The following is a 12497-nucleotide window of genomic DNA, read 5'->3' on the forward strand; positions in this document are numbered from 1 at the left end:
CGTCCCCTCCGGGCGCTAATGCGCCGACTGGGTCATTACGTCCCCCACCTGCGGACCCGTCCCACCGCGCCCCCCGCGGCCGACCTGCGGCGCACCGGCCACGCGGCGGACGTGCGGAGATCGCCGGACGCCTACGATGGGCTCCACGTTCGACCGCACGATTCGGCAGCACGACCAGGCAGGAGCTCCGCGGGTGCCCAATCTCCTCGACAAGATGCTGCGTACCGGCGAGGGCAAGACCTTGCGCAAGCTGGCCGGCATCGCCGAACAGGTGAACATCCTCGAGCCTGACTTCGAGAAGATGTCCGACGGCGAGCTGCGCGCCATGACGGACGAGTTCCGCAAGCGTCTGAACGACGGCGAGACCCTCGACGACATCCTCCCCGAGGCGTTCGCGACCGTGCGCGAGGCCGCCAAGCGCACGCTGGGCCAGCGGCACTACGACGTCCAGATCATGGGTGGCGCGGCGCTGCACATGGGCAACATCGCCGAGATGAAGACCGGTGAGGGCAAGACCCTCGTCGCGACCGGTCCGACGTACCTGAACGCCCTGGAAGGCAAGGGCGTCCACGTCATCACCGTCAACGACTTCCTCGCCAGCTACCAGGCCGACCTCATGGGTCGCGTGCACCGCTTCCTCGGCCTGACCGTCGGGACGATCCTGGCGCAGCAGACGCCGGCCGTCCGCCGTGAGCAGTACGCCTGCGACGTCACCTACGGCACGAACAACGAGTTCGGCTTCGACTACCTGCGCGACAACATGGCGTGGACGGCCGACGAGCTCGTCCAGCGCGGGCACAACTTCGCGATCGTGGACGAGGTCGACTCGATCCTCATCGACGAGGCTCGGACGCCGCTGATCATCTCCGGCCCCGCGGACCAGGCCACCAAGTGGTACTCGGAGTTCGCACGGCTCGTGCAGATGCTGCGCAAGGGCGAGGCCGCGAAGGACTCGATCCGCGAGGGCAAGGTTCCCGAGACCGGCGACTACTCGGTCGACGAGAAGAAGCGCACCGTGGCCGTCCACGAGGCCGGCATCGCGAAGGTCGAGGACTGGCTCGGCATCGACAACCTCTACGAGTCGGTGCACACGCCGCTGATCGGCTATCTGAACAACGCCATCCGCGCGAAGGAACTGTTCCGCCGCGACAAGGACTACATCGTCGTCGACGGCGAGGTGCTGATCGTCGACGAGCACACCGGTCGCGTGCTCGCCGGCCGTCGTTACAACGAGGGCATGCACCAGGCGATCGAGGCCAAGGAAGGCGTCCCGATCAAGGACGAGAACCAGACGCTCGCCACGATCACCCTGCAGAACTTCTTCCGCCTCTACTCGAAGCTCTCCGGCATGACCGGTACGGCCATGACCGAGGCGTCCGAGTTCGACAAGATCTACAAGCTCGGCGTCGTCCAGATCCCGACGAACAAGCCGATGATCCGCATCGACCAGCCCGACCTCGTCTACAAGACCGAGGACGCGAAGTGGACCGCGGTCGTCAAGGACATCGCGGAGCGCTTCGAGAAGGGCCAGCCGGTCCTCGTCGGTACGACGTCGGTCGAGAAGTCCGAGCACCTGTCCGGCCTGCTGAAGCGGCAGGGCATCCCGCACGAGGTCCTGAACGCGAAGCAGCACGCTCGTGAGGCGGCCGTCGTCGCGCAGGCCGGGCGCAAGGGCGCCGTCACCGTCGCCACCAACATGGCCGGTCGCGGTACGGACATCATGCTCGGCGGCAACGTCGAGTTCCTCGCGCACGAGGAGCTCGAGCGGCGCGGCCTGAACGCGCAGGAGGACCCCGAGGGCTACGAGGCCGCGTGGGCCGAGGCGCTCGAGGCGGCCACCAAGGCGGCCAAGGCCGAGCACGACGAGGTCGCCTCGCTCGGCGGGCTCTACGTCCTCGGCACCGAGCGCCACGAGTCGCGCCGTATCGACAACCAGCTGCGTGGTCGGTCCGGCCGTCAGGGTGACCCGGGCGAGTCGCGGTTCTACCTGTCGCTGGGCGACGACTTGATGCGGCTGTTCAAGGCCGGCGTCGTCGAGCAGGTGCTGACGCGGCTGAACGTCCCCGAGGACGTGCCGATCGAGTCGAAGATGGTCAGCCGCGCGATCCAGTCCGCGCAGTCGCAGGTCGAGCAGCAGAACTTCGAGATCCGCAAGAACGTCCTCAAGTACGACGAGGTGCTGAACAAGCAGCGCCAGGTCGTCTACGAGGAGCGGCGCCGCGTCCTCCACGGCGAGGACCTGCGCGACCAGGTGCTGGAGTTCATCGACTACACGATCGACGCCTACGTCGACGCGGAGACCAAGGACACCTTCGCCGAGGACTGGGACCTCGAGAAGCTCTGGAACGCGCTGCGCCAGCTGTACCCCGTCAAGATCACCCCCGAGGAGATCTGGGACGACCCCGACAACGTCGACGCGCGCGACGTCGAGACGCTGAAGGAGAAGCTCAAGGACGACGCCTTCGACCGCTACGACGAGCGTGAGGAGGCCGTCGGCGAGGAGGTCATGCGCGAGATCGAGCGGCGCGTCGTCCTCTCCGTCCTCGACCGCAAGTGGCGCGAGCACCTCTACGAGATGGACTACCTCCGCGAGGGCATCGGCCTGCGCGCGATGGCCCAGCGCGACCCGCTCGTCGAGTACCAGCGCGAGGGCTACGACCTGTTCCGGGCGATGATGGAGGCCATCCGAGAGGAGTCGGTCGGCTACATCTTCAACGTCGAGGTCGAGATCGACGAGAGCGGCGCCGGCGAGGACGACGAGTCCATGAACGGCGAGGCCCACCTCCTGGCCAAGGGCCTCGAGGCGCCCGAGCGTCCGCGCGAGCTGACCTTCACCGCTCCCGGCGCCGATGGCGAGGAGGAGATCCACACCGAGCGTGCGGACTCCGACGGCTCCGACGCCGACTCCAACGGCGCCGGCCGCGGCAACCGCGCCGAGCGCCGGGCCCGCAAGAAGGGCCGCCGCTGAGCTAGGACCTCTGAGCCCTCCCGGGGCGGCCTTGATCGCCCCGGGAGCCTCAGACTGCTGGCTCGTCGGGTGCGGGGCGGGGTCGATGTCGCTCGGGTTCGATCAGGGGTGGGATTTCGACGTCGTAGACGGCGCCGAGGCGGGTGATCCAGCGGACTCGGTCGTGGCCGAGCCGGAGAAGTTGCCAGCCGCCTTTGGTTTTGAGGTCGTGGTCGTGCTCGCAGAGGGGGCCGAGGTTCCCCGCGAGGGTCAGGCCGCCGCGGGCGTGGTCGAGGGTGTGGTCGATCTCGGACCGGGCGGCGGGGAGGCGGCAGCCGGGGCCTTGGCAGGTGGTCATCCGCAGTTGGGTGTCCCGGCGTAGCCCTTGGCGGGGGAACCGCCGCCGGGCGTCGTCGGGGTCTTCCGGGGCGGGCTGCCCGTCCGGGTTGTCCTTCTCGGCGCCGGCGGTCGCGAGCAGGTGGTGGCGGCCGATCTCGACCAGGACCGGGCGCCAGAGCGCGACCGCGGGGCTGCTGATGGTCTGCTCGAGCAGGGCCTGCAGCAGGTCGGCGGGGATGAGCAGGTCGACGATGCCGTGGTCACTGGTCCGGCGCCGTTCCCAGTCGACCGGCCGCGCGGCGACGAGCCCGGAGGAGACCGCGTACCCGTCGGGGCCGGTGACCGCGAACCGCCACTGCCCGGCCGAGAGCTGGCGGACCAGGTCGCGGGCGTACTCGGCGTGGACCGGTCCCTGCCCGGAGAGCTCAGCGGGGTCGCGGTCCATCCCGAGCAGGGTCGAGAGCTTCGCGGTCACCTGCACCCCGTGGTGCGGCGACCGCGCCACCGGCGCCGGCGCCGGCGCCGGATCCCGCTCTGCCTCCGGCTCGGGCTCCGGCACGTCGGTCTCACCCATCTCCGCGTCGGCGGGGCGGGTGGTGGCGAGGTGGGCCAGGATCTGGCCGTCGGTGAGGTCGGCGTAGGTGCCGTCGAGCAGGTTGAGCGCGATTTCCGAGCGCAGGTGATCCACCGGCCGCGGATCACCGTCCCGCTTCGCATCATCAGCCAGCTTGCGGACTCGGGCGATCGCACCGGCGACCCGGGCGGGGTCCTGGTTCTGCGCGGCGAGGGTGGCGGTGCCGTCCTCGTTGCGCCAGGAGATCACCCGCCGGTCCCGGTGGGCCTCGGCGAACCGGCGCTGGGCCCAGTCCGGGTCCAGCTGGATGCCGAGTGTGCGGCACCGGGCCCCGATCTGCTCACTGGTCCACGGGCGGTCGGCGTCGATCGAGCAGTGCCCGAGGACCTCGTCGATGACGGTGTTGGCGTGCTCGTCGCTCATGTCCCGGACCCAGAAGTGGATCACCTTCGCGCGTTCGATGCTCAACTCGCCGGCAGCCATGGCGGCATGCAACTTCGGGAAGCGCCGCACGATCGCCCAGGCGAAGTCGAGCAGTTCGTTGCCCGAGTACGCGGAGATCCGCAGCGCGGTGCGGACCTCGTCGGCGCCCCAGCGGTCCGGGGCCGTCAGGCGCACGATCTCGTCCGCGGAATCCAAGGCAGCGGAATCCAGTCCGCGGGTCCCGACCTCGGCCACCATGCCCAGCCAGACCGCGTGGGCGGCGTTGAGCTGCCGCTGGGCGGCGCGCAGCAGCGCGACCGACTCGGCCCCGGTCATCGACGCGCACTCGCCCTCGCCGGGCGCGATGCCCAACGAGATGCCCCACGCACTCGGCGTGGGTAACCCTGCTGCTGTCGATGTCCCCGTCATCACTGATGAACCTAGACGGCACCACCGACAGTCCGTTTTCGTCGACGCCTGGGTCCGCCGCGGCCCTGGATCCCCGGCGACGCAACGTCTCTGACACCTCATCAGCACCACCGGCACCTGCACAAGAGATGTCATCTCCAGTGCGCGTCGGGCCTGCACAAGAGATGTCATCTCCAGTGCAGGTCGTGTGAAGAAAGGGTGACACCCCTTACTGCGGAGTAAGGGGTGTCACCCCTTGTGGATTCTGGGCGACCGCTATCGGCCGGGAGCCGGCGGAGGGAGCAGGGTCGCGAGGCGCTCGGGGGTCCAGTCCTCGAGGGTGTGGACGAGGGTGAGCCCCGGGCCGGGGGAGAGCGGGACGACGTTCTGGACCGCGAGGGTCGGGACGCCGGCAGCGACGGCGGAGGCGACGCCCTTCGGGCTGTCCTCGATCGCGACGCAGTCCGCGGGGTTCTGGCCCAGCAGCCGGGCCGCGACGAGGTACGGGTCGGGGTAGGGCTTCGGGCGGTCGACCTCGTCACCGGTCACCAGCGCGGCGAAGCGGTCGGGCACCGCGTCGACGATCGCCTCGGCGAAGCGGCGCCAGGACATGGTCACCAGTGCGCAGGGGACGCGGCGGGCGTGCAGGTCCTCCAGCAGCTCCCGGGCCCCCGGCCGCCAAGGGATGCGGGTGCGCACGCGTTCGATGACCCCGTCCAGCAACTGCTCGACGATCTCGACCGGTTCCAGCGGAACACCCCCGGCCTCCGCGATGAACCGGGCGGACTCCAGCAGGTCGTTCCCGACCAGGCTGTGCGCGAGCTCGTCCGACCAGGTCCCGCCGAACGACTCGACGATCGCGTACTCGCACTCGATCCAGTACGGCTCGGTGTCGACGAGGGTGCCGTCCATGTCCCAGAGGACGGCGGCGGGCAGGCGAGCGGTGGTCACGGCACGCCGAGCGTAACTGGCACCGCGGGAGCGCTCGCAGTCAGGAGGGGCCACGATCTCTGACGATCCGTCATGCCGGTGTCCGGGCTGGGGAGGGCTGCCGGCGGCGGCGTATCGTCAGAGGTGGGCTGTCGGGGCCGGTGGCCGGGTTTGGGGGGGTATTGACATGGCTTTCCGCAGGTCGAGGAAGACGATCCACGTCACCCCCGCCCTGGCGGAGGTGATGGGCCGACTTGACCCGACGGAGCGGCCGACGTTCCGCAAGGCGATGGCGGCCGCTGAGGGTCTCACCGTCCAGGAGCACAAGCTGCTGCTCACCGAGTGGTGGGCCGTGTACGACGCTTCCACGCCGCCCGCGCGGATCCCGTTCTTCTCGACCGGTTCGTGGAACCGGCGGATCCGCGCCCGGCAGCTCGCGAAGCTCCGCGCCCAGCAGGCCGAGGCGGCAGGCTGACGGTCACGGGACGCCGAGCGTGAGCGCCTTCGCCGGCGCAGTCAGCAGGGACTGATACAGGCTCAGATGAGCGTGCGCGGCGGCGGACCAGGTGTACCGGGCGGCGAGGTCGCGGCCGGCGGCGACCCGGCTCGGGTCGGGGGATCGCAGCGCCGCGTCGAGGGCGTCGGCGAAGGTGCCGGGGGAGTCGGCGAGGGCCACGGCACCGCCGAACACCTCCCGCAGCACCGGCAGGTCGGACGCGACGACGGGGACGCCGGCGGCGAGGGCCTCCATCGCGGCGAGCCCGAAGCCCTCCTTCGTCGACGGGAAGGCGAACACCGCCGCACCGGCCACCAGCGACGGGAGCTCGTCGTCCGGCACCGGACCCAGCACGTGCGGCTCGATCTTGAGCTCGTGCGCCCGGGCCTCCCACTCGCGCCGGTAGGCCTGGTAGTCGAACAGCGTCGTGCCCCCGGCGATCACGAGCGGCACCTCGGTGCCGGTGCCGTCGCGCAGCTCCGCCATCGCGTCGAGCAGTTCCAGCGAGCCCTTCCGCGGCTCGATCCCACCGACGGACAGCACGTACCGCCCGAACCGCTCCCGCCACCGCTTCCGAGCGGCGACGGCGACCGGGTCCGCGGACGCCGCCCGCGCGAACCGTGCCGCGTCGACGCCGTTCGGGATCACCGTCGCCGTCAGACCCCACCCCGCCGCGAGCTCGCCGGCCACGGCCGCGGACACGCACACGTGCGCGTACGGCTCGACGATCGCCCGCTCGTGACAGGCCGCGAGCTGCGGGGTGGTGAAGCGGTCCAGGTGGTGCACGGTCCGGACGCACCGCCCGGCGGCGTTCGCGGTGATGCAGTCCTGCGCGTGGACGACGTCGTACGCCGCCGGCTCGAAGGTCGACCGCAGCGTCTCGATCGACCGCGCGACGCGCTCCCCGAACTCCTCGCCCTCCCGGTCGGCGACCGGCACCAGCCGCAGCCGGACGCGGGGGTCGACCGGCCGGAAGAACGTCTCGTCGCCGCCGCGGGCGAGGGCCCACACCGTGACGTCGACCCCGAGGTCCGCCAGCGCCTCCGCCAGCGCGAGGGTGTGGACGACCCCGCCCCGGGGGCGGGTCGAGTAGGTCAGCAGCGCAACGGACAGCGTCATGGCCGATACGTCTCCGGGCGTCGTTCCTCCAGGTGCCGCAGGGTCCGGCGGGCGGCGGCGATCTCCTCGGCCACGTCGACCTGCGCGAGCGCGATGCCGGCCTTGCTCCACGTCCGGGCGAGGACGTCACCGCCGGGCCCCACGACCTTCGCCTGGCCGAGGAAGCGCAGACCGCCCGAGGACCCCGTCTGGTTCGAGGAGACCAGCACCAGTTGGTTCTCCGCGGCCCGCGACCGGTCGTAGAGGTCGAACAGCCGCGACTGCCGGTCGTCGACCATCCGCGGTGCGCGGTTGGTGATGCTGGTCGGCCACGCGGACAGGCAGGCGAGGATCTGCGCGCCCCCGAGCGCCGCCGCGCGCGCTGCCTCCGGAAAGGTCTTGTCGTAGTCGATGAGCATCCCGATCCGTCCGACGGGGGTGTCGAACGCGTCGAACCGGTCGCCCGCCGTGTAGAACGACTGCTCACCCGGCGGCTGGTGCACCTTGCGGTGGGTGCCGAGGACGCCGTCGCCGTTCAGGCAGACCGCGCTGTTGTAGCGGCGCTCCCCGTCGGACTCGCAGTACCCGACGCACACCACCGTCGGGCCGGCCAGACCCGCGACCTTCCGCAGCCACGGGTTGCCCACCTCCAGCGCCGGCGGGAGTGATGCCGAGTCAGGTCCGCGGAAGTCGGTCAGGTACCCGCCGAGCGCGGCGTCCGGAAGCACGACGAGGTCCGCGCCCCCGGACCGCGCGTGGTCGAGGATCACCGCGATCCGCTCGAGGCACGCGTCGAGGTCGCGCCCGAAGGCAGCCGCGACCGCGGCGATCCCGATCGTCGTCATGACGGTGGGTCAGACCGCGGCGGCGGGGACGTCGTAGGCGTCCGGACGCCGGTCCCGCAGGTGCCCCATCACACGGCGCGCGCCCTCGACCGAGCCCGCGACGTCCACCCGCGCGATCGCGAGTCCGTGCCCGATTCCCGTGTCGGCGAGGACGTCCCCACCGGGTCCGACGACCTTCGCTCCGGACACGAACCGCAGCGAGCCGAACGACCCGGCCTGGTTCGAGGAGACCCAGACGACCTGGTTCTCCAGCGCCCGGGCCTGGTCGAACAGGTCGAAGCGGCGCTTCCAGCGGTCGTCGGCGAGGTTGCGCGCCGGGGCGGTCCGCGACGCCGGCCACGCCGACATGCACACGATGATCTGCGCCCCGTCGAGCGCGAGCGCCCGCGCCGACTCGGGAAACGCCTTGTCGTAACAGATCAGCATGCCCATCCGGCCGATCGGCGAGTCGAAGGCGACGAACCGGTCGCCGGCGGCGTAGGTCGCGTTCTCCCGCAGCGGCTGGTGCACCTTGCGGTGGACGGCGAGGACGCCGTCCCCGCAGACCGCGACCGCGCTGTTGTAGCGCACCGGACCGTCGGCCTCGCAGAACCCGGCGGTGACGACCATGTCGCCGGCCATGCGGGCCAGGCGCGCGATCACGGGGGAGCTGATCTCGAACGCCGGCGGCGGGGGCTGCGCGCCGTCGAGGTCGGCGAGGTAGCCACCGAGTGCGGCCTCCGGGAGCGCGAGCAGCCGCGCTCCCTGCCGCCGGGCCTGGGTGATCAGGTTGCCGATCCGCTCGAAGCAGCGCTCCAGGTCCCGGTCGAAGTTCGCGGCCGCGGCCGCGAGCACGAGTTCGGTCATGGGGTGTCCTTCCGGGTGGCGCCCAGGCCGGTGACCGGGCCGCCGATCGCGTCCGTGTGCTCGCCGTCCGGCCACCGCAGCCGGACGCCGGTGCCCTCCCGCAGCCGTCCGCAGACCGCACTGACCGCCGGACCGGCGGGCGGGGGCGCCGCGCCGGGCTCGGCCGTGGTCAGCATCGCGAAGCCGGGGAAGCAGGTGAGCCAGTCGCCCATCGCCGCGCCGTCGGGGCGCGGCACCTTGGCGACGTCGAGGGTCGCCGCGCAGCCGGACGCCTCGGCGAGCATGCCGAGAGTGCCGACGATGCCGGCCATCGAGACGTCCTTCGCCGCGGCCGGTCGAGCGGCGGCGACGGCGGCCGTCATCGTGCGCAGGTCGGCGCCGGAGCGCGTGGACGTCGAGTCCCACTGCCGGCCGGTGTACCCGGGGCGCCAGCGGCCGCCGAGGTCGGCGGTGAGGGTGACGGCGTGCCCGGGACGGCCGCCGCCGCCCGGCACCGGGTCGGCGGTGCGGCCGAGCGTCGTGACGGCGAGGGAGGCCGGGGCGCCGAGCGTCGTGTGCCCGCCGAGGACGGGCAGGCCGTAGGCCGCCGACGCCGCGCGCAGGCCCTCGAGGATCCGCGCCGCGTGCGCGGCGTCGCGGGCCGCGACGGCGTCGAGCAGCCCGACGGGGGCCGCGCCCATCGCCGCGAGGTCGTTGGCGTTGACGAGCACCGCGCACCAGCCCGCCCAGGTCGGGTCGCGCTCGACCATCGCGGGCAGGATCGCGTCGCAGGCCGCGACCAGGTCCGAGCCGGGGACCGGGGCACCGTCGTCGCCGACGAATGCCGCACCGCCGGGGACGAGGCCGTCGAGCAGCCCGCCGAGGGGGAGCTTGGTCGCCGCCGCGAGGGTCGCGATCCGGTCGACGGGGAAACGCATCCGCACGTGCGGGGACCCGACGACGGTCGTCGTGCGCACGGTGCGCCAGCCGAGGCGGGCGAAGAACTTCTCGTTGCGGGCCTGGACGTCCGCCTCGAAGCGCAGCACCCCGGCCTCGACGGCGTGCGCGCACGCCGCCCGGACCAGCGCCGCCCCGACGTGGGGAGCGGGCCCGCCACGGCCGCGGCGCACGACGAGGCGGCCGCCGTGCCACCAGCCGAGGTCGACGCCGTCGGTCGCCGGCCCGAGCCGGACACCGCCGAGGACGGTGCCGTCGGAACTGCGCGCGACGAGGACGACCGTGCGCGGGTCCGCGTCGACGGCGTCCCCGTCGTCGCCGCGGAACAGGCCCTGCTCGTCGACGAAGACGCTGCGCCGCAGCCGCCGGTACGCGGCCCGGGTGGCCTCGTCGGCGGCGACCTCGATCAGGTACGGCGGGTTGGTCTCCGCCGCGTCCGCGCGCCGGTCCCGGCTCCCCGCCAGCCACGACGACGCCGGCTGACGGGGCGGGGACCGGAAGGAGATCTCGTCGAGGATCATGCGGCTCCCGTCGCCGACAGTGCGCTGCAGGCTCCGCAGGCCGCGCAGCCCGCCTCCTGGTCCGCCCCGGTCATGCCGGCCGCACGGAGCAACCGGGCGACCTCGGCGGTGACGTGGTGGACGAGCTCCGGGGACGGCGCCGTCGCCCCGTCCCGCTTCGCGAGCGACCCGGGCAGCGGACGGAACGGCACCACGAACGGGTACACGCCCTTCTCGATCAGCCGGGCCGCGCCGGCGACGAGTTCGTCGGGGTCCTCGCCGAGCCCGATCAGCAGGTAGGTCGAGACCCGGTTGCGGCCGAACACCGCGACCGCCCGGTCCCACGCCGCCTCGTACTCGGGCATCGGGACGCTGCCCTTGCCGGGCATCCACCGCCGGCGGGCGTCCTCGTCGAGGGACTCGACGTGGATGCCGATCGCGGTCGCCCCGCCGGCGTGCAGGTCGTCGATGACCGACAGGTCGCCGGGCGGCTCGATCTGCACCTGGATCGGCAGACCGGGCACCTTCTCCAGTACCGCGCGGACGCACCGCACGAGGTTGCGCGCCCCGCGGTCCGGACCGGTCGTGGTGCCGGTGGTCATCGTCATCTGTGTAACGCCGTCGAGCCGGACGGCGGCCTCGGCGACCTCGGCCAACTGCGCCGGCGTCTTGGCCGCAACCGTCGAGCCGGCGCGCAGCGACTCCTCGATCGTGCAGAACCGGCAGCGCTGGTCCTCGGCGTAGCGGATGCAGGTCTGCACGACGGTCGTGGCGAGCACGTCCTTGCCGTGCAGCAGGGCGATTTGGTGGTACGGGATGCCGTCGGCGGTGGTCAGGTCGTAGAACCGCGGCCGCCGGACGGGCGTCAGGGACAGCCCCAGGGCGCGGACGGTGCCGCCGCGCTCCTCGTAGACCTTGCCGTCGCGGACGACATAGGGGCTGTCCGGGTTGTGGGGGAGTGCAGCGTTCGCGCCGCCGAGGACGACGTGCCCGTCGTCGCTCGGGCCCGCACCGGCGCCCCGGCGGACCGGGACGTCGGTGCGGATACCCCGCAGCGCCAGCTGGACCCGGTCGTGCAGCGGGTCGTCGCTGCTCGAACCAGGCTCGATCTCGGCGGCCAGAGTCATCTGATGTGACCTCAGAACATGTAGGTCGAGTTGATGATGGCGCCCTTGCGCGCGTAGTGGATCAGCGCGTCCTGGACGTCGAGGGGGTGCGTCGGGATGACGCCCTCCATGAGGTCCTCCTCCCGGGCCCCGTGGAGCGAGAGGCCGAACCGGCAGCAGTAGACCTTGCCGCCCTCCGCCATGAACGTCTTCAGCGAGTCGTTGATGTTGTGCTCGCCGGGGAAGGCGCTGTTGCCGGTGGTCGGGAAGCCGCGGGTGGCGAGGCAGTTCAGCGAGCCGGGGCCGTAGAAGTAGATGGCCGACTCGAAGCCCTTCCGCTGCGCGCGGGTGGCCTGGAGGATCGCGACGAAGCTGACGGACGACTCGTGCGCGATGCCGTGCACGAGCGTGAAGTAGGACTGGCCGGGCTCGGCCTGGTAGTCCGGGAAGACCTTGGTGGAGCCGTAGATGCTCGACCCCTCCGACAGCGAGGGGTGCGGGATCTCGTCGAGGCTGATCTTCTCGGTCTCGGTGAGTTCTGCCATGAGTGGGTTCTCCTTGAGGGGTGGCGGTTCCTGAGCGGTTACCTGAGGGGCGGTCAGTCGTAGAGGGCGTCGAAGTTGTCGCGGAACGCGAGCCGGGCGAACTCGCCGTCGCCCGCAGCGGCGCGGAGCTTGGCGTACTCGCCGGGCAGGTCGCCCCACGGTTGGTCGGAGGCGAACAGGACCCGGTCGGCGCCGATGCCGCGCCGGTCGATCTCGGTGGCGAGCCAGCGCGGGGCGAACCCGATGGCCCAGGACAGGTCGGTGTAGACCCGCTTGCCGGCGGCGACCCAGTCGAAGAACCGGGAGCCGACGAGCTTGATGTGTCCGCTCATCCCGCCGCCGAAGTGGACGAGGTGCAGGGCGACGTCGTCGGCGTAGCGGTCGACCAACGTCCCGATGCGGTCGATGTCGGAGGTCGCCCCCGGCGAGGTGTGGACGTGCACCACGAGCCCGTGCTCGCGCGCGGCGCCGAAGATGGCGTCGAGCCCGGGCCGGGTGTCCTCC

At 72.1% G+C, this 12497-nt stretch carries 11 protein-coding genes; 2 read left to right on the plus strand and 9 right to left on the minus strand.

Annotated elements, in window-relative coordinates:
* Positions 1-214 precede the first annotated feature (214 nt).
* Positions 215-2968, plus strand: coding sequence for a preprotein translocase subunit SecA (gene secA / locus ABD401_RS02005; RefSeq protein WP_344601131.1), 2754 nt, complete (start codon positions 215-217; stop codon positions 2966-2968).
* A 49-nt stretch (positions 2969-3017) separates the two neighbouring features.
* Here the strand turns inward: secA and ABD401_RS02010 are convergent, their stop codons facing one another.
* Together ABD401_RS02010 and ABD401_RS02015 are read right to left on the minus strand one after the other, a co-directional pair.
* Complete coding sequence (locus ABD401_RS02010; RefSeq protein WP_344601133.1) at positions 3018-4619, minus strand: HNH endonuclease signature motif containing protein; 1602 nt, start codon at positions 4617-4619, stop codon at positions 3018-3020.
* A 348-nt stretch (positions 4620-4967) separates the two neighbouring features.
* The gene (locus ABD401_RS02015; protein WP_344601030.1) at positions 4968-5642 is read right to left on the minus strand and encodes an HAD family hydrolase; all 675 of its coding nucleotides are present in this window, start codon (positions 5640-5642) and stop codon (positions 4968-4970) included.
* A gap of 166 nt (positions 5643-5808) precedes the next feature.
* Between ABD401_RS02015 and ABD401_RS02020 the strand changes: the two genes are divergently transcribed.
* Positions 5809-6096: a hypothetical protein gene (locus ABD401_RS02020; protein ID WP_344601032.1), complete on the plus strand. Its 288-nt coding sequence runs from the start codon at positions 5809-5811 to the stop codon at positions 6094-6096.
* Between the two features lie 3 nt (positions 6097-6099).
* Here the strand turns inward: ABD401_RS02020 and ABD401_RS02025 are convergent, their stop codons facing one another.
* From ABD401_RS02025 to ABD401_RS02055, 7 genes are all read right to left on the minus strand, one after another.
* Positions 6100-7230, minus strand: coding sequence for an MSMEG_0565 family glycosyltransferase (locus ABD401_RS02025; protein ID WP_344601135.1), 1131 nt, complete (start codon positions 7228-7230; stop codon positions 6100-6102).
* A gap of 2 nt (positions 7231-7232) precedes the next feature.
* On the minus strand, positions 7233-8060 hold the full coding sequence (locus ABD401_RS02030; RefSeq protein ID WP_344601034.1) for a carbon-nitrogen hydrolase family protein: 828 nt from the start codon (positions 8058-8060) through the stop codon (positions 7233-7235).
* Positions 8061-8069: 9 nt separating this feature from the next.
* A complete protein-coding gene (locus ABD401_RS02035; protein ID WP_344601036.1) occupies positions 8070-8906 on the minus strand; it encodes a carbon-nitrogen hydrolase family protein in 837 nt (278 codons plus the stop codon).
* On the minus strand, positions 8903-10363 hold the full coding sequence (locus tag ABD401_RS02040) for an MSMEG_0567/sll0787 family protein (protein WP_344601038.1): 1461 nt from the start codon (positions 10361-10363) through the stop codon (positions 8903-8905). Before ABD401_RS02040 ends, ABD401_RS02035 begins: the two co-directional genes overlap by 4 nt.
* A complete protein-coding gene (locus ABD401_RS02045; RefSeq protein WP_344601040.1) occupies positions 10360-11469 on the minus strand; it encodes an MSMEG_0568 family radical SAM protein in 1110 nt (369 codons plus the stop codon). The genes ABD401_RS02040 and ABD401_RS02045 overlap by 4 nt, the downstream gene beginning before the upstream one ends.
* An 11-nt stretch (positions 11470-11480) precedes the next feature.
* On the minus strand, positions 11481-11993 hold the full coding sequence (locus tag ABD401_RS02050; protein WP_344601042.1) for an MSMEG_0572/Sll0783 family nitrogen starvation response protein: 513 nt from the start codon (positions 11991-11993) through the stop codon (positions 11481-11483).
* Positions 11994-12046: 53 nt separating this feature from the next.
* A partial coding sequence (locus tag ABD401_RS02055; protein WP_425566042.1) for an amidohydrolase family protein occupies positions 12047-12497 on the minus strand: 451 nt, incomplete at its 5' end.

Origin of the sequence: Sporichthya brevicatena (assembly GCF_039525035.1) — a bacterium.
In the GTDB taxonomy this organism is placed as follows: domain Bacteria; phylum Actinomycetota; class Actinomycetes; order Sporichthyales; family Sporichthyaceae; genus Sporichthya; species Sporichthya brevicatena.

Excerpts from the sequence above, each read along its gene's own strand:
- ABD401_RS02050 (WP_344601042.1), bottom strand. The coding sequence starts at position 11,993 with ATGGCAGAACTCACCGAGACCGAGAAGATCAGCCTCGACGAGATCCCG.
- ABD401_RS02020 (WP_344601032.1), top strand. The coding sequence starts at position 5,809 with ATGGCTTTCCGCAGGTCGAGGAAGACGATCCACGTCACCCCCGCCCTG.
- ABD401_RS02045 (WP_344601040.1), bottom strand. The coding sequence starts at position 11,469 with ATGACTCTGGCCGCCGAGATCGAGCCTGGTTCGAGCAGCGACGACCCG.
- ABD401_RS02030 (WP_344601034.1), bottom strand. The coding sequence starts at position 8,060 with ATGACGACGATCGGGATCGCCGCGGTCGCGGCTGCCTTCGGGCGCGAC.
- ABD401_RS02035 (WP_344601036.1), bottom strand. The coding sequence starts at position 8,906 with ATGACCGAACTCGTGCTCGCGGCCGCGGCCGCGAACTTCGACCGGGAC.
- secA (WP_344601131.1), top strand. The coding sequence starts at position 215 with ATGCTGCGTACCGGCGAGGGCAAGACCTTGCGCAAGCTGGCCGGCATC.
- ABD401_RS02010 (WP_344601133.1), bottom strand. The coding sequence starts at position 4,619 with ATGACCGGGGCCGAGTCGGTCGCGCTGCTGCGCGCCGCCCAGCGGCAG.
- ABD401_RS02040 (WP_344601038.1), bottom strand. The coding sequence starts at position 10,363 with ATGATCCTCGACGAGATCTCCTTCCGGTCCCCGCCCCGTCAGCCGGCG.